Below are 16,969 nucleotides of genomic sequence, written 5' to 3'. Positions count from 1 at the left end.
ACGCCTGGAGCCGCCATGAACCCCCGCCCGACCGACACCGGCAGAGACACCGACGGAGACGCCAACGGAGAACTCAGCAGAGACTCCGGCACAGACCCCAGCAGACGCACCGCGCTGTCCCTCGCGGCGACGGCCGGACTCACCCTGGCCCTCGGCGCCCTGCCCGCCTTCACCGCCTCCGCCGCGCCCCGGCGCCCGGCCGACACCCCGCCGCTCACCGGCACCTCATATGACGAGCTGTGGTGGCGGGCCCCCGGCGACGAGGGCTCGCTGATCGAGCAGGGCCTGCCGGTCGGCAACGGCCGCCTCGGCGCCCTCGCGAGCAACGACCCCGGCCGCGAGCTGCTGCTGATCACCGACGCCACGATGTGGACCGGCGGCCTCAATGACACCCTCGACGCCGACGGCCAATTCCCCTACGGGCGCGGTGACTTCGGCTCCTTCACCCTGCTGGCCCGGCTCACCGTGGACATCCCCGGCCACGACCTCTCCGGCGTCAACGACTACCGGCGCGCCCTCGACCTCGCGCAGGGCCTGGTCACCAGCTCCTACGTCCACTCCGGCGTCACCTACCGGCGCCAGATCTTCGCCAGCCACCCCGACGACGCGATCGTCCTGCACTTCACCCAGAGCGGCGGCGGCCGCTACACCGGCAGCGTCACCCTGGAGGGCACCCACGGCGAGAAGCCCGTGAGCGCCGAGTCGTTCGGCGCGTCCTTCCCCAACGGTCTGCGCTACGGCGCGGCGGTCACGGCCTACGGCAGCGGCGGCCGGGTGCGTGTCGACGGCACCCGCGTCGACTTCTCCGGCTGCAAGGACCTCACGGTGGTGGTCAGCGGCGGCACCAACTACGCGCCCGACGCCGACCGCGGCTACCGCGACCCCACCCTCAACCCCGAGCAGCTGGCCCGTACGAAGGTGCGCGCCGCCGCCCGGCACTCGGCGGACACCCTGCGGCGCACCCATATCGCCGACTACCGGCGCCTGTACGAGCGGTTCACCCTCTCGCTCGGCACTTCCACGGACGCCCAGCGCTCCCTGGACACCTGGAAGCGCCTCACCGCACGCGCCCGGGACGGTGTGCCCGACCCCGAACTCGAGGCGGCCTACCTCCAGTTCAGCCGCTATCTGATGATCTCCGGCTCGCGCGACAGCCTTCCGCTGAACCTCCAGGGCCTGTGGCTGGACGGCAACGACCCGGACTGGATGGGCGACTACCACACCGACATCAACATCCAGATGAACTACTGGATGGCCGACCGCGCGGGGCTGTCCTCGTGCTTCGACGCCTTCGCCGACTACTGCCTCGCCCAGCTCCCGTCCTGGGCCAAACTCACCCACGACCTCTTCAACGACCCGCGCAACCGCTACCGCAACTCCACGGAGAAGGTCGCCGGCTGGACCGTGGCCTTCTCCACCAACATCCACGGCGGAAGCGGCTGGTGGTGGCATCCCGCGAGCAACGCCTGGCTGAGCAACAGCCTGTACGAGCACTACGAGTACACCCAGTCGCGGGCGTACCTGGCGAAGATCTACCCGCTGCTCAAGGGCGCCTGTGAGTTCTGGGAGGCGCGGCTGCTCACCACCACCCTCCCCGGCACCTCCAGGGAGGTGCTGATCGACGACAAGGACTGGTCGCCCGAACACGGCCCACAGGACGCCAGGGGCATCACCTACGCCCAGGAGCTGGTGTGGGCGCTGTTCGGCAACTTCGCCGCCGCGGCCGCCGAGCTGAAGAAGGACACCGCCTACGCGGACACGATCGCCTCGCTGCGGAAGAAGCTGTACCTGCCGGAGGTGAGCCCGAAGACCGGCTGGCTCCAGGAGTGGATGTCCCCCGACAACCTCGGGGAGACCACCCACCGCCATCTGTCCCCGCTGATCGGCCTGTTCCCCGGCGACCGCATCCGCCCCGACGGCTCCACCCCCCAGGAGATCGTGGACGGGGCCACCGCCCTGCTCACCGCGCGCGGCATGAACAGCTTCGGCTGGGCCAACGCCTGGCGGGCCGCGTGCTGGGCGCGGCTGAAGGACGCCGACACGGCGTACCAGCTCGTGGCCAACAACCTCCGCCCCTCCACCGACGGCAGCAACGGCACCGCGTTCAACCTCTTCGACATCTACGAGGTGGAGAAGGGGCGTGGCATCTTCCAGATCGACGCCAACTTCGGCACCCCGGCCGCGATGAGCGAGATGCTGCTGTACTCCCGCCCCGGCCATCTGGAACTGCTCCCCGCCCTGCCCGATGCCTGGGCCGCGTCCGGCTCGGTCACGGGGCTGGCCGCGCGCGGCGGCTTCGTCGTCGATCTGCGCTGGGAGCGGGGGATACCGACGTCGGTGACGATCCGCAGCGTCGGTGGTCGCACCACGTCGGTGGCCCATGGCTCCACCTCCCGCACGGTCCGCCTGGAGCCCGGCGGGTCGGTCACGCTTAAGGGGTTCGCCCGATGACGGCTCGCCGTGCCGCCATCGGTGGCCTGGGTGTCGTACTGCTCGCCGCCGCCGCGCTGCACGCCACACCCGCCGCGGCGGCGGGCGGTCGACACGACGTCGTCACCTGGGCGGCGAGCGCGGATCGCATGGGAGACGGGGCACCCGACCGCGGCTATCGGATGGTCGTGCACACCAGCGTCGGCGGAAGCGATCCGCGCATCCGCCTCTCCAACGCCTTCGGTGACCGGCCGCTGACCCTCGACAGCGTGTACGTCGGCGTCCAGAAGTCGGGCGCCGAGCTGAAGCGGGGCAGCAACCGGCCCTTGACCTTCGGCGGCGCGCACACCGTCACCGTCCCGGCGGGCGAGGTGGTGCTCAGCGACGCCCTGCCCGGCGGTCTGCCCGCCGCCACCAACCTGGTCGTCAGCCTCCACACCCCCGACGCGGCCGGTCCGGCGACGGGCCACGGGATGGCGATGCAGACGTCGTACACGACCCAGGGCGACCACACGAGGGAGGAGAGCGCCGCCCACTGGACGGACACCACCGGCTCCTGGTTCTACCTCGACGCCGTCACCGTCCGGACGTCCGCCGTGACCGGTGCCGTGGCCGCGCTCGGCGACTCCATCACCGACGGCTGGCAGTCCACCACCGACCTCAACCGCCGCTGGCCCGACTACCTCGCGCGCCGGTTGCGCCAGGCTGCCACCGACGTCAAGGGAGTGGCGAACGAGGGGATCTCCGGCAACAAGGTCCTCGCCGACGGCGCCGGACAGAGCGCCCTGAACCGGCTCGACCGCGATGTCCTGTCCCTCCCGGGCGTGCGGACCGTGTTCCTCTTCGAGGGGGTCAACGACATCAAGGCGCATACCGGTGTCACCGCCGCGGACATGATCGCCGGGTACCGCCGGATCATCGAGCGGGCGCACGCGGCCGGGATGTGCGTGGTCGGCGCCACCGTGGGGCCGTTCAAGGGCTGGAGCGAATGGGACGCGGCCGCCGAGGGGGTGCGCCAGGAGGTCAACGCCTTCGTCCGCAGCAGCGGCGAGTTCGACGCGGTGACCGACTTCGACCGCGCCCTGCGCAGCCCCTATGACCCCGAGCGCATCCTGCCGTTCTTCGACAACGGTGACCATCTGCACCCCAACGACAAGGGCATGCAGGCGCTGGCCGACGCCATCGACCTCACGGCACTCGACTGCGCCGGCGGCCCCTGAGACCCGTTCGACCCGCCGGGCCCGGTGTGCCGGGCCCGGCGGGTCGTCACCACCAGCAGCCGCCTTGGCCACCCTGTCTCACTGCTCGCCCGGGCGGCGGGCCGGAGGCGGCGGGGGCAGGACCGCGCCCGAGGTGAAGCGGCCGGGCCGGAAGTCCTTCAGCAGGGGGGATTCGTGGCCGTGGAGCTCGTCCGCGACCAGGCGGCCGAGCAGTGGGGCCAGGGTGATGCCGCTGTGAGTCGCCACCACATAGAACGGCACGTCGGCGGCGGGGAAGCCCGCCACTGTGAAGCCGTCGCCCGGCATGGCGCGCTGACCGACCCGGACCTTCTCCACGACGGTGCCCTCGGCGCCGTTCAGCACCTCGGGCAGACGGGCCAGCATCGCGGAGGCGATCTCGCCGTCGGGCGGGTACGGCTTGCCGGGGTCCGCCGTCGCGTCCAGGTCCAGGGCCTGGAGCAGCAGCCGACCGCCGCCGTCCGGGCGTACGTTGAGCCGCGGGCCGGTCAGCACGCGGGACAGCCGCGCGGCCACCGGCGCGGTGGTGGCGAGGAAGCCGACCGTGGCCGAGCCCGCGAGATCCGGGTCCGCCATGGGGACGTGCGCACCGGCCAGCGCGGCCACTTCCTGCGTCCACCGGCCCGCGCAGCTCACCACCGTGTCCGCCGGGTGGCGGCCGCCGTCGGCGCACATCACGGTGGCTCCGGCCGGGCCGTGTTCGATCGCGGTCACCCTGGCGCCGCCGACCACCGTCACGCCACGGTCCCTGGCCGCGCCCAGCAGCCGGGACAGCAGCGGCACGGGCAGGGTGTACGCCTCCTCGGGGAAGAAGGCGAACACGGCGTGCGACGGTGCCGCCGCGAGGTCCGGCTCCAGCTCCCGGGCCTGTTCCGCGGTGATCCACTCGGCCGGGTAGTCCCTGGCCCTCAGCCGCGCCACCCGCCCGGCCAGCACCTCCTTGTGCCGGTCCGTCACCGCCCACTCCAGGTTTCCGGCGGGGAAGAACCACGGCGCGCCGTCCCCGGCCAACTCGTAGTGTGCGCGGACACCGGCGTGGTTGAGCGCGAAGTACGGCTCCGGCTCCTTGTTCGCGCTGTTGATCCAGGCGAACGAGTTCGCCGTGGTGCCCGCCCCGGGGTGATCGGCCTCCAGCACGGTGACCCGGGCGCCACGCGCGGCCAGCTCCGCCGCCACCGCCGCGCCCACCACTCCGGCTCCGATGACCACAACTCGCACGGGAATCCTCCTTGGCACGAAGGTCAGCTCTCGGGGTCGGCCCCGAACAGATGCGCGACGCCGACGACGCGCTCGATGATGACGACGGCCACCGCGGCGAAGAGCACCATCACGGTGCCGACGGCGGTCACGGTCGGGTCGTAGTTGTACTGGAGGTAGTTGAAGATCCGCACCGGCAGGGTCTGCATGTCCGTGGTCACCACGAACAGCGCGATCGTCAGGTCGTCGAAGGACGTGATCAGGGCGAAGAACGCCCCCGCGATCAGCGGCCCGCGCACGGCGGGCAGCGTCACATGCCAGAACACCTGCGGCGCCTTCGCGCCCAGCCCGGCGGCGGCCAGCTCCGCCGACCGGTCGAGCCCGGCGAGCCCGGCCAGCACCAGGCGCACGGTGTACGGGACGGTCAGCACCAGATGCGCCAGCAGCAGCGTGAGCGGGCTGGACGCCATGCCGAGCTGGGCGTACCACTGGAGCAGCCCGATGCCGAGCACGATCGTCGGCACGGCGAACGCACTCGAGAACAGCCTGTCCAGCACCGACTTCCCCGGGAACGGATAGCGGTGGATGGCCAGCCCGGCGGCGAGCCCGAGCGCCGTGGACACCACGGCCGCTCCCGCCGCCACGCCGATGCTGAGCAGGAACGAGTCCAGGAACTCGGGGCGGTTCAGCAGCTCCGCGTACCAGTGCAGGGTCAGCCCCTTGGGCGGGAAGGTCACATAGCTGGTCGTGGTGAGCGAGGAGGCGATGGTCACCAGCACGGGCGCCAGCAGGAACAGGCCGACGAGCGCGGCGAACACGGCGCCGAGTAGACGCCTCGCGCGCCCGCCCGCGCCCGTGGCGATCGGCTTGCCCGCGGCCTTGCTCGTCGCCGTCGCCGTCGCCGTTTCGGTTTCCGCTGCCGTGGTCACGCGAACACCTCCTTGCCGCCACGCCCGCGCAGCAGCCGGGCGTACACGGCCGTCAGAATCGTCGTCACCACGATCAGGACGAAGCCGATGGCCGCCGCGTACGGCCAGTTCAGGTTGGACGTCGCCTCGGTGTAGACGAAGTACGGCATCAGCTTCACCGTGGGCCCGCCCAGAATCGCCGGGGTGACGAAGCTGGAGACGGTCAGGCTGAACACGATCAGCGAACCGGCGAGCATCCCCGGCAGGGACAGTGGCACGGTGATCCGCCAGAAGCACGTCCAGCCGCTCGCCCCCAGCCCCTTGGCCGCGGGTGTGAGGGCCGGGTCGATCCGGTCCAGGCTGCCCATCAGCGGAAGCACCATGTAGGCGAGCATCACATGCACCATGCCGATCACGACCGCGGTGTCGTTGTACAGCATCTTCGGCGCGTCCAGGCCCAGGGCGTGGAACCCGTCCGCGATCGGCCCCTTGGGCCCGAGCAGCACCAGCCATCCGTACGCCCTGGTCACCATGGAGATGAGCAGCGGCGACAGCAGCACGAGGGAGAGGTAGTTGCGTGCCCTGGGGGAGCGGCCGCGCAGATAGACGGCGAACGGGTAGCCCACCACGAGGCAGCCGAGGGTGGTCAGCGCGCCGATCCACAAGGTGTGCCACAGCACATTCCGGTAGAAGGAGTCCCCGAGGAACCGCGTGTAGTTGTGCAGGGTGGGATCGCCCGCCTGGGTGCGGAAGCTGTTGTACACCAGCATGAACAGCGGTGCGATGAAGAGCAGGGCGAGCACCGCGATGGCGGGGGAGGCCAGCAGCAGACCGGTGCGCCACGGGCCGCGCTTCTCGACCGGCCGGGAAGCCCCTGGCGTCGGCGCGGAGCCGTCGGGCGTCAGGGCCGGGCCGTCAGCGACGCGTGCTGTGGCTGCCATGCGCAGATCACCTCCTCGCCCAGGCCGGGCACCTCGGAACCGAACGGCAGCGTGGCCTCGACGCGTCCCGCGGCCGTGGCCACGGCGCAGCGGACACGGGTGCCGAGGAAACGGGTGGCCTCGACGGTGCCGGGAAGCCCCGGCTCCGCCGCCGTACGGGTGGACGTGCTCGCCGAGCGGCCCTTCTCGGACACGCCTTCGGACACGCCTTCGGACACGCCTTCGGGTACGGCCAGCACCCGTACGGCCTCCGGCCGCACATAGAGCCGTACCGCCTCGCCGTCACCCGGCGCGGTGCCCACCGGTGTCGCCGTGACGAGGTGGGTGTCAGCGATCCGGCAGCGATGCCCATCGGCGGCCGCCCCCGCCGCGATCCCGTCGAGCACATTGACCTCGCCGACGAACTGCGCCACGAAGTCCGTGGCCGGACGCAGATACACGGTCTCGGGGACGTCCAGCTGATGGATCGCCCCCTCGGCCATCACCGCGATCCGGTCCGACACCGCGAGCGCCTCGTCCTGATCGTGGGTGACCAGGATCGTGGTGGTGCCCACCCGCCGCTGGAGGGCGGCGACCTCCTCGCGCAGACGCACCCTGAGCTGGGCGTCGAGGTTGGAGAACGGCTCGTCGAGCAGCAGCAGATCGGGCTCCACGATCAGCGCCCTGGCCAGGGCCGTGCGCTGGCGCTGCCCGCCGGAGAGCTGGCGCGGATAGCGCTCGCCCATGCCGTCGAGCCCCACCAGCTCCAGGGCCTCGGCCGTCCTGCGCCGGCGCCGGGCCGCGCCGACCTTGCGCATCCGCAGGCCGAACGCGATGTTCTCCGCCACCGTCATATGGGGGAAGAGGGCGTAGGACTGGAACACCATGCCCATGGCCCGCCGGTTCGCCGGGAGCCGGGTGATGTCGCGGCCGTCCACCTCCACCACGCCGGAGTCGGGCAGCAGATGGCCCGCCACCATGTTCAGCGTGGTGCTCTTGCCGCATCCCGACGGACCGAGCAGGGTGAGGAACTCCCCGGGCTCCATCGTCAGGTCGATGCCACGGACGACCTCCTTGCCGCCGAGGGCCTTGCGGATCCCCTTGAGGACCAGTCGCCCGCGGGTGCTTCCGGCCCGGGTGGCGGTGTCCGCCCCGGTCGGCGCGCTCTCCTTGCCCACGGTGTCCGTCCCCGCGGTCACTTGCTCTCCACCTGCTTGTTCCACTGGTCGGTCCAGGCGGAGCGGTTCTTGTTGATGGTCTTCCAGTCGAGCTTCAGCAGGGAGTCCACCTTGTCGGTGCTGACCACCTTGTTCTTCAGGGCGGGGTCCTCCTTGACGCCCTGGATCACCGAGCCGTCGTAGGTCGCCTTGGCGAGCGCCCGTTGGACGGACGGCTCCAGCAGACGCGCCACGAACTTCTGGGCCAGCTCCCCATGCGGTGCCTTCTTGACCACGTTCGCCGTGGTCACCAGGCCGATCGCACCGTCCTTGGGATAGACGAACTCGATCGGGAAGTCCTTCTCCGCCAGCGTCGAGGTCCGAGACACCCCCCACACCGAGGCGGCGGCCTGGCCCTGGAGGAAGTAGTTGGACACATCGGCGGTGGTGTCGAACGTCGCCGCGTTCTTGGCGATCTTCTTCACCGCCGTGAGACCGGGGTCGACGTTCTTCTCCGAGCCGCCGTTCGCCTTGGCCGCGCCGACCAGCAGCCCCACCCCATAGGTGTTGACGATCGAGGGCAGGACCACCTTGTCCCTCAGCTTGGGGTTGGCCAGATCCTCCCAGGTGGTGGGCTTGGGGATGCCATGATCCGCGAACCACTCGGGGTTGTAGGCGATGCCCGTGGCCGTCAGCCCGAATCCCACCCCCGAGTCGTGCTCCATCCGGGCGATCTTCACCACGTCGTCCACCGGCACCACCTTGGTGTCGATCGACGCGAGCAGCCCGGCCTCCAGCGCCTGCGCCTGCGGGCCGTCGTCCACCAGCGCCACGTCGATCTGCGGATTGGCGCGCTGTGCCTTGAGCTTGGCGACGGTGTCGGTGGAGGAGCCGGGGATGTAGGTGACCTTGCAGCCGCAGCTCTTCTCGAACGCGGGCAGGACCGAGTCGCGGAACGCGGTCTCGAACGAGCCGCCGTAGCCGGCCACCACCAGGGCGCCTCCCTTGCCGCCACCGGCGGAGGGGCTGGGAGCGCCGCAGCCGGTGACGGCGACGGTGAGGGTGAGGGCACTGGTCACGGCACACAGGGTGGGCAGGGCTGATCGAGGGGATGGCATGGCTACCTCCTGCGATGAGGGTCAGCGGCCTTGGAGGGACGTCTCCACGTAGAAGCGGGATGTGTCGGTCGGCAGGATCATCTCGAGGTGTTCGACCACCTCGTCGTTCTCCGCCCAGGTAGTGCGCAGCCAGCGGAAGACCGCGGTACCCGGCTTCAGGCCGAAGAGCTCGGCGTGCTCCTCGTCCAGGGCGTACGGCTCCACGTAGAGCCGTGAGCGCTGTAGTGGCACGCCACGGTCGCGGAGATACATATGGCTCGTGATGGTGACCAGATCCTGGTCGAGCAGGTCGGGGGCGAATCGGAAGGGCAGCACGGCGAGCTCCGTGCCGGTCACGCGGCTGCCGTCGGGGCTGAGCTTGTGGCGATCGAGCTGGACGACGGCGTCGTTGTCGTCCAGGCCGGGCAGCCGCAGGGCAGCGGCGCCCGCGGGCAGGACCTTGGCGCCGATCACCCGGTGGTCGCCGTGGGCCTCGGGCCCGCTGGTCAGCACGCCCGCGGCGCGGAGCAGATTCTCCTCATCGGTGGTCTGTGCGACGAACGTGCCGTGCCTGCGGTACCGGACGACCAGCCCAGCGTCCGCGAGCTCGCGCAGCGCGCGCTGCACGGTGATGCGCGAGACACCGAACTGTTCTCCGAGCTCGGCCTCGGTGGGCACCCGGGTCCCGGGCTGCCACCGGCCGTCCCGGATGTTGCCCTCCAGCTCCCGGCGGATCTGCTCGTACAGCGGGAGGTCACGTTCGGCCATGCGAAGAGAGTGATCCCACCCAATTGATATGTCAATACGTTGGATGGATATGACCTACGGCCGCGGTCCCCTGTCGCCTGTGGCTCGGCGCGTGGGCTGCCGCCTTCGGCAGGGGAGCGCCCCGGAGCACGCCGTCCGGGTCGACGGCTTCCTTGATCGCGAGCAGCCGGGTGGTGTGGCCGCCGTACACGTGGGGGATCTGGCCGGCGGCCCCGGGCCCCAGCAGGTTCGCGTCACAGGCGGAGAATGCCGTCCGCGGCGAGTGACGCGTGATACGCGAATTCCCAGAAGTCCATATGTCCGATGGCCAGGTTCACATGCATCAGATTGACTTCCGGGGGCAACAGACGGAATTCGCGGGAGAGTTCTATGTCTCCGTCCTCCAGCTCCTGGCTTTTGGTCGACACCGCGAGCAGGGGGTGCTCACCGGTCATGGTGGCGGTATCGGCCAAGAACACGACTTCGAGCCCTGATTCGGCGACGGCGGCGGAGAGCACGTCATCCGGACTCGCCCCGGCGAACGCACGGTTGTCGACCAGATAGGTGTGCACCTCGAACCCGTTCTGATCGGGTTGATTGAGCAGGTCGACGACGGTCCGCCATGCTTCGTCGTCCGAATGGTCCGTGCGCACCACAAGGGCTTCGGATTCGAAATCGTGATGCGTGAAATCGATGGCCGGGAGCATGGAGGGATTGTGCATGGGAAATCCTCTAGTTGGACTTGAGGTCTTTGTCCGGTGAGCGGTTGACGACGAGGACGTTGAGTGTTCCGAAGTACCGGGGATAGGCGTCGGAGACGCGTTCTCCGCCGATAGGAACGTAAAAGATGTCTTTGTGGGTTTCTTGTGAGAGGACTGCCGGGCCTAGACGGTGTCCTCGGAATCGGCCTTCGGGGCGGGCTCGTGCGCGGTGACCGTGGGGCGTGGCTCACCGGAGTCCACGATGCGCCGCACCAGCCGCTGCCTCAGCTCCTCCAGGACGTGTCCATAGGCCGGGTCGGCCACGAGATTCATCAACTCGTCGGGGTCGGAGCGCAGGTCATAGAGGTAGGCGTCCTGGTACCGCTCGGCGCGCGGGTCGTTCCAGGCGTCGGCGTCCGGCGCGGTCGCGGCGTACTTCCAACGGTCCGTCCGCAGCCCTCGCCCGACCTCCGATTCGCTGATCTGGAAGAGCACTTCTCGTGGCCACTCGGCGTCCTCACCGGCTCCGCCATGCCCACCGGCCCCGCCGGGGACCAGCGGCAGCAGGGAGCGTCCCTGCATCTCCTTCGGCACGGGTACGCCGGCCGCCCGCAACAGCGTCGGCGGCAGGTCGACATGGCTGACCAGCTCCGGCAGCCGCACACCGCCCCGCAGCCCCGGCCCGCGCAGGACGGTGGGCACGCGGAGGGAGGCGTCGTGCACACTGCGCTTGTACTCGTCGTTGCGGGTCTTGAAGTGGCAGCCGTGGTCGGAGGTGAAGAGGATGACGGTCTCGTCCAGCTCCCCACGCCGCTCCAGCGCTGAGACCACGCGCCCGAGCACCTCGTCCAGGCGGCGCACCATTCCGTAGTAACCGGGCAGATGCTCCGCCCAGTTGCCGCCACCGAGGGCGGCGAGGTCGGATGGCACCCAGGGAGTGGCGTAGCGGTCGCTGTAGCCCGTCGGGGCGGGGTAGTCGTCGCGGGAGTTCTGGTGGTGGGGCTCCAGGAAGGACAGGAAGAGGAAGAACGGCCGGTCTTCGTCCCGGCCGCGGTCCCGGTCGCGGTCGCGGTCGATGAAGTCGATCGCGGCGGTGCCGAGCGCGTCGGCCCGGTAGCCCTCGAACCGGTGCGGTGCGCCGTCGCCGTCGTACAGCGTGGTCTCGTAGGCGTCCGAGGTGAATTCCAGCAGGTTGGCGGCGAGCCAGTGGTCGTATCCGGCCCGGTCCTCCTCCGGCACCGGACCGGAGGTGTGGTCGCCCGCGAGATGCCACTTGCCGATGTAGCCGGTGGCGTAGCCCGCGTCCCGGAAGGAGCGGGCCAGGGACGGGGTGTCCCGGGGGAGGGAGAGACCGTTGCGGAACACGCCGGTGGTGGTCGGGTACTGCCCGGTCTGGAGGCTGGCGCGGGACGGCGCGCACACGGGCTGGCAGGTGAAGGAGCGGTCCACGCTCACGCCCTCCGCGGCGAGGCGGTCGAGGACCGGGGTGAGCCCGAGGGGGTTCCCGTGCAGCCCGGTGGTGTCCCAGCGCTGTTGATCGGTGAAGAAGACGAGGACGTTCGGACGCCGCGTGGACGTGGCGGGGCCGGAGGGGGAAGCGCTGGGGGTCATGGGTGCGTGGCCCTCCTTGTATCGTTTTTATCAAAGCATTTTATTTAAGGCGTGCGCTAGACTTCCAGGCCGTTCGCGCCGAGGTCAAGATCCCGTGCTCGTCAAGATCCTCAGCGCGCGGCAGGAGAGGAGCGTCGCAGCAGATGCCGGGGGATATCGCCACATCCGCCCTGGCCCGGAGGGTCAACGCCGCCCGCATCCTGGCGAAGCTGCGGGAACGCCCCCCGGAGCGGGCGGAGATGTCCTCCGGAGACCTGGTGGACGCCACCGGCATGTCGCGGCCCACCGTGCACGCCGCCGCGCACCACCTCGTCGAGCTCGGCTGGGTCCGGGAGACCAGCGACCGTGTCGACGGGCGGCTCTCCGGACGCGGCCGGCCGTCGCGGGTCTTCTCCTTCGTGGCCAACGCCGGCCATGTCCTGGGCATCGACATCGGCGCGCACAGCGTCCGCGTCGCCGTGGCCGATCTGCGTGGCGTCTTCGTCGCCGAGGCGCGGATCGCCTTCGGCGACCCCTCGGTCGGCCCGGAGCAGCGCATCACGCAGGTGCGGAAGCTCGCCGTCGAGGTGGTGCGGACGGCCGGGCTGCGCGATGAGCAGGTGCTGGCGGTCTGCGTCGGCACCAGCGGTCCCGTCGACGCCGACGGTGTCGTACAGCAGCGCACCGGCATCCCGGGGTTCCTCGGGGTCGATCTGCGCGCCGCGCTGGCCCGGGACTTCTCCGCGCAGGTGTGCGTGGAGAACGACTGCAACCTGGCCCTCATCGGCGAGCGCTGGCGGGGCCGCGCGGGCGCCTCCCAGGACATCGTCTGTCTACTGGCGGGGGAGCGGCTGGGGGTGGGCATGTGCACCGGCGGCACCCTCGTACGCGGCCAGGCCAACAGCGCCCGGGACCTCGGTTTCCTGTCCCTGATGGGCGACTACTCCCGCGACGACGGCATCGCGAGGAGGGTCCGCCGGCAAGGGGCGTCGCTGCTCGCCGAGCTCGCGGCCCGTGACACACCACCGCTCCCCGGCGCGCCGGGCGCCGAGCTCCACGCGCTGACCGACGGGGACCCGCGCCGGGTGAGCGCGAGCGATGTCTTCGAGGCCGTCCGCCGGGGCGACGTCGGCGCCGCCGGGGCCCTGGAGGAGGGGCTGGAGACGGCCGCCCGCGCGATCGCCACGCTGACCATGCTGCTCGCCCCCGAACTGGTGGTGATCAGCGGCGCCGTGGCGGCGGCGGAGGACGTTCTGCTGCCGCCGCTGCGTCGGCGGCTGACCGAGCTCGTCCCGCGCGTGCCCCGTGTCGAAGCCTCGCCCCTGCGCGAGCAGGCCGTGGTCACCGGTGCCGTACGCCTCGCCCTCGACACGGCCGAGACGGACTTCCTCGACCCGCTCGCCCCCGCTCCCACGGCCTGACTCCCTCCGGCCTGACCCCACCTCGTTCCCGCGCGCCCTGACCCTTGACCTCCCGGAGGTTTCGGCTGCAAGGTCAGCCCAGCGCAGTTAAATAAACTAGTCTGATTTAAATGAGCGACCCGGTAGGAGTCAGCGTGACCGGACAACGTGGTCAGCCAGCACGCCGCACGGTCCTCGCCGCGGGACTCTCACTCGGGGCGGGCCTGTTGAACACCGCCTGCCGCAGCGCCGTCGCGGAACAGCAAGGATCCGGGGGCGGGCCACGGCACGGCGGCACCCTGCACATGGTCCAGGGCACGGACATCCTGCCCGCGTTCCTGCTGTCACAGATCAACCCCAACTTCTCGGTGAGCCGCACCGTTTTCAACACGCTGACCGAACTGGACCACAGGACTCTGCGGCCCAGGCCGTCGCTCGCGAGGAGCTGGCGGGTGTCGGACGGCGGACGGACCTATGTCTTCCAGCTGCGCGACGATGTGACGTTCCATTCGGGCCGTCCCTTCGGTCCCGAGGATGTCGTCTTCGTCCTGGACCACCTGACCAAGGACACCACCAGCACCCAGGTCAAGGCCGTGGCCCAGCAGGTCACTTCGGCCGAGCGGACCGGCGCCCACGAGGTCACGGTGGGCTTCGGCAAGGCCGTCAGCAATGTGTGGGACATGTTCGAGATGATGGTCCTGATCGACCGGGAGTCGGTGGCCGACCTCGCCTCGGGACGGAAGATCATCGGCACCGGGCCGTTCTCCGTCGAGTCCTACAAGCCGGGCTCGTCCATCTCGCTGAAGCGCAACCGCCACTACTGGAAGCCCGGCCGCCCCTACCTCGACGGCATCGAGATCGCGATCGCCGCCCAGTCGTCGTCCGCCGTGGCCTCCCTGCGCTCCGGGCAGACACATCTGGCCCTCGACCTGTCGCCGCTCGACGCCGCCGGTATCCGCGACCGGCCCGGGTTCCGCCTCGTGCAGTCCGACGCCCACGACCTCACCTATTACATCGGGGCCAATGTGCAGGTCCCCCCGCTGGACAAGGTCGAGGTACGGCAGGCGGTGGCCTGGGCGATCGACCGGGAACGGGTCCTCGCCCAGGCGCTGGGCGGGATCGGCCGCCCGAGCAGCCTGCCGTGGTCACCCGGAACGGCCGCCTGGGACCCCGAACGGGCGGCGGCCTACACACGGGACCCGGACAAGGCGAAGCGTCTGCTGCGACAGGCCGGCGCGGCCGACGCCAAGGTTGACCTGTACTACAGCAACACACTGGCGACGAACGCCGCGATCGCCCAGATCGTGCAGGCGAACCTCGAGGACGTCGGCCTCACGTGCCGACTCCAGCCCAAGCAGGACGCCGAGTACCAGAAGATGTTCGTCAGCGGGAAGATCCCCGGCCTGTTCGTCAACGGCCATGGCTTCGGTCAGCTGACTCCGTCGACGCTCGTCAAGGGCGCTTGGCCGTTCAACGCCCAGCAGAACGCGTCCAACTTCCGCGATCCCGAGTACAGCCGGCTGGCCGATGAGATCTGGACCGGCAAGGGCGACACCCTGACCACGGCCTACCGGGACCTCAACCAGCTCTTCCTCGAGCAGCAGTTCGTCATCGACCTGATCAACAGCACCCATACGTATGCCATTCAGGCGTCGCTCAAAGGTCTGGCCTGGACCATGTACGACGGCATCGACCTCGACCATGCCTATCTGGCATGAGGAGGACCTCATGCTCCGCTACGCGCTCCGGCGTGTCCCCTCCGCCCTCGCGGTGCTCGCCATCGCCTCGGTCGTGGTCTTCAGTGTGCTGCACCTGGCACCCGGTGACCCCGCCGTGCTCGCCGCGGGCCCGGACGCCTCCGCCAAGACCGTGTCCGCCGTCCGGCACCAGCTGGGGCTGGACGCCTCGTTGCCCCACCAGTACCTGACCTGGCTCGGCGGGGTGCTGACGGGCGACCTCGGCGACTCCTACGTACGTGGCGTGCCGGTCGCCACCCTGATCGGCAACGGCCTCGGCAACACCCTCGAACTCACCCTTGGCGCCATCGTCCTGGCGGTCCTGCTCGGTGGCCTGGCCGGGCTCGTCCTCGGCGTGGCCAAGGGCCGCCTCGTCCGCGGCGCGACCGCCGCGGCCACCGCGCTGGCCTTCGCGATACCGCCGTACGTCAGCGGAGTGCTCCTGGTGATGGTGTTCGCCATCACCCACCGGATCCTTCCCGCGGGCGGCCATGTCTCCGTGCTCGCGGACCCGGAGATCGGGGTGCAGTACCTGATCATGCCGGCCCTCGCCCTGGCCCTCCCCGCCGCCGCCGTACTCGCCCGCTTCCTGTCGACGTCGATCCGGCGGGTCTTCGACGAGGACTACATCCGCATCGGCACCGCGAAGGGGCTGCGGCGGCGACGGATCGTGCTGTGCCACGCGCTTCCCAACGCCCTGCCACCGGTGCTGACCGTCCTCGGCATCCAGATCGGCCAGATGCTCGGCGGGGCGATCGTGGTGGAGGCCATCTTCGCCTGGCCGGGGGTGGGCCAGCTCATCATCGACTCCCTCAAGAGCAGCGACTACTTCGTCGTTCAGAATCTGCTGCTCATCACGGTCACGGTGTTCGTCGTCCTGCAAACCGTGACCGATCTGCTGCACGCGGCCGTCGACCCCCGACTCAGGATGGAGTGAGCATGACCACCACCACCGCCGCCACCGAGACACCGCCGACGGCCACCACCGGCGCCGTCGTCCGTGGCGGAGGCTGGTCGCGGCTGCTGCGCCGGCCGGTGCTGAGCCTGGGCCTCGGGCTCGTCGTGGTGCTCGTCCTGGCCGGTGTGCTGGCCCCGCTGCTGGCACCCGCCGCGCCGACACAGCAAGGACCGCTCGCCCTCGCCCACCCGTCGGCCGCGCATCCGCTCGGCACCGACGAGTACGGCCGCGACCTGTTCTCCCGGGTGCTGTACGGGCTGCGCCAGGACGTGTTCGCCACCGTCGTCGCCGTCCCGATCGGTGCCCTCGCCGGGATCCTCATCGGCCTCGCGAGCGGACTGGCCCGGTGGCTCGACACCGCCATCCAGAGGCTGTTCGATGTGATGCTGTCGTTCACCGCGCTCATCGCGGGCGTCACCGTCGCCATGATCATCGGCTCCGGGGGCACCGCGGTCATGGTGACCATCGCACTGGTCAATGTGCCGCTGTTCGGCCGGCTCATCCGGTCGTCGGTCGTCGGCGAAAGCCAGCGCGACTATGTCGTCGCGGCCACGGCCATCGGCTCGGGCCGGGTGCGGATACTGGTGCGCCACATCCTGCCCAACGGCCTGGATCCGCTGATCGTCCAGTTCGCCCTGTCCATGTCGACCGCCGTCTTCATCGAGGGCGGCATGAGCTACGTCGGCCTCGGCATCCGGCCACCTGCCCCCTCCCTGGGGTCGCTGCTCCAGGGAAGCATGAACTTCCTCGCGCAGAACCCCTGGTACGCGATCGGCCCGATGGCCGCCGTCACCCTGCTGGTGCTGGGATTCCAGCTCGTGGCCGATGGCCTCACCGCGAGCCTGCTGCGCCGCTGAACCGAGCCCGCTTCGGCGGGGTACGCCCCCTCT

Annotated in this window: 14 protein-coding genes; 6 read left to right on the top strand and 8 right to left on the bottom strand. The window is 70.4% G+C overall.

What is annotated here, in order from left to right:
• The first annotated feature begins 15 nt into the window (after positions 1 to 15).
• Positions 16 to 2,451, top strand: a complete 2,436-nt coding sequence (locus tag ACT2CW_RS19790; protein ID WP_445517599.1) for a glycosyl hydrolase family 95 catalytic domain-containing protein — start codon at positions 16 to 18, stop codon at positions 2,449 to 2,451.
• Positions 2,448 to 3,650, top strand: coding sequence for an SGNH/GDSL hydrolase family protein (locus ACT2CW_RS19785; protein ID WP_445517598.1), 1,203 nt, complete (start codon positions 2,448 to 2,450; stop codon positions 3,648 to 3,650). Before ACT2CW_RS19790 ends, ACT2CW_RS19785 begins: the two co-directional genes overlap by 4 nt.
• 78 nt (positions 3,651 to 3,728) lie before the next feature.
• Here the strand turns inward: ACT2CW_RS19785 and ACT2CW_RS19780 are convergent, their stop codons facing one another.
• The 8 genes from ACT2CW_RS19780 to ACT2CW_RS19745 all read right to left on the bottom strand — a co-directional run bounded on the left by ACT2CW_RS19780 (position 3,729) and on the right by ACT2CW_RS19745 (position 12,006).
• Positions 3,729 to 4,886 (bottom strand): NAD(P)/FAD-dependent oxidoreductase, encoded by a 1,158-nt coding sequence (locus tag ACT2CW_RS19780; protein ID WP_445517597.1) that lies wholly within the window; start codon positions 4,884 to 4,886, stop codon positions 3,729 to 3,731.
• A 23-nt stretch (positions 4,887 to 4,909) separates the two neighbouring features.
• A complete protein-coding gene (locus ACT2CW_RS19775) occupies positions 4,910 to 5,794 on the bottom strand; it encodes an ABC transporter permease (protein WP_445517596.1) in 885 nt (294 codons plus the stop codon).
• The gene (locus ACT2CW_RS19770; protein WP_445517595.1) at positions 5,791 to 6,714 is read right to left on the bottom strand and encodes an ABC transporter permease; all 924 of its coding nucleotides are present in this window, start codon (positions 6,712 to 6,714) and stop codon (positions 5,791 to 5,793) included. Before ACT2CW_RS19770 ends, ACT2CW_RS19775 begins: the two co-directional genes overlap by 4 nt.
• The gene (locus ACT2CW_RS19765) at positions 6,675 to 7,892 is read right to left on the bottom strand and encodes an ABC transporter ATP-binding protein (protein WP_445517594.1); all 1,218 of its coding nucleotides are present in this window, start codon (positions 7,890 to 7,892) and stop codon (positions 6,675 to 6,677) included. Before ACT2CW_RS19765 ends, ACT2CW_RS19770 begins: the two co-directional genes overlap by 40 nt.
• Entirely contained in the window at positions 7,889 to 8,929 is a 1,041-nt protein-coding gene (locus tag ACT2CW_RS19760; RefSeq protein WP_445517593.1) for an ABC transporter substrate-binding protein, read from the bottom strand. The genes ACT2CW_RS19765 and ACT2CW_RS19760 overlap by 4 nt, the downstream gene beginning before the upstream one ends.
• A 60-nt stretch (positions 8,930 to 8,989) precedes the next feature.
• Positions 8,990 to 9,715, bottom strand: a complete 726-nt coding sequence (locus tag ACT2CW_RS19755) for a GntR family transcriptional regulator (protein ID WP_164422568.1) — start codon at positions 9,713 to 9,715, stop codon at positions 8,990 to 8,992.
• A gap of 233 nt (positions 9,716 to 9,948) precedes the next feature.
• On the bottom strand, positions 9,949 to 10,401 hold the full coding sequence (locus ACT2CW_RS19750; RefSeq protein ID WP_445517592.1) for a DUF6924 domain-containing protein: 453 nt from the start codon (positions 10,399 to 10,401) through the stop codon (positions 9,949 to 9,951).
• Positions 10,402 to 10,578: 177 nt separating this feature from the next.
• Positions 10,579 to 12,006: a sulfatase-like hydrolase/transferase gene (locus ACT2CW_RS19745; RefSeq protein WP_445517591.1), complete on the bottom strand. Its 1,428-nt coding sequence runs from the start codon at positions 12,004 to 12,006 to the stop codon at positions 10,579 to 10,581.
• 143 nt (positions 12,007 to 12,149) lie between these two features.
• On the opposite strand from ACT2CW_RS19745, the gene ACT2CW_RS19740 reads away from it, so the two are divergent.
• From ACT2CW_RS19740 to ACT2CW_RS19725, 4 genes are all read left to right on the top strand, one after another.
• A complete protein-coding gene (locus ACT2CW_RS19740; RefSeq protein ID WP_445517590.1) occupies positions 12,150 to 13,406 on the top strand; it encodes an ROK family transcriptional regulator in 1,257 nt (418 codons plus the stop codon).
• A gap of 134 nt (positions 13,407 to 13,540) precedes the next feature.
• On the top strand, positions 13,541 to 15,103 hold the full coding sequence (locus tag ACT2CW_RS19735; RefSeq protein WP_445517589.1) for an ABC transporter substrate-binding protein: 1,563 nt from the start codon (positions 13,541 to 13,543) through the stop codon (positions 15,101 to 15,103).
• Entirely contained in the window at positions 15,087 to 16,058 is a 972-nt protein-coding gene (locus ACT2CW_RS19730) for an ABC transporter permease (protein ID WP_445517588.1), read from the top strand. The genes ACT2CW_RS19735 and ACT2CW_RS19730 overlap by 17 nt, the downstream gene beginning before the upstream one ends.
• A gap of 2 nt (positions 16,059 to 16,060) precedes the next feature.
• A complete protein-coding gene (locus tag ACT2CW_RS19725) occupies positions 16,061 to 16,936 on the top strand; it encodes an ABC transporter permease (RefSeq protein WP_445517587.1) in 876 nt (291 codons plus the stop codon).
• The last annotated feature ends 33 nt before the right edge of the window (positions 16,937 to 16,969 follow it).

Source organism: Streptomyces sp. NEAU-174, assembly GCF_052665095.1.
The sequence above is the reverse complement of the archived record's forward strand: the minus strand, read 5'-3'. Positions and strand labels throughout refer to the sequence as shown.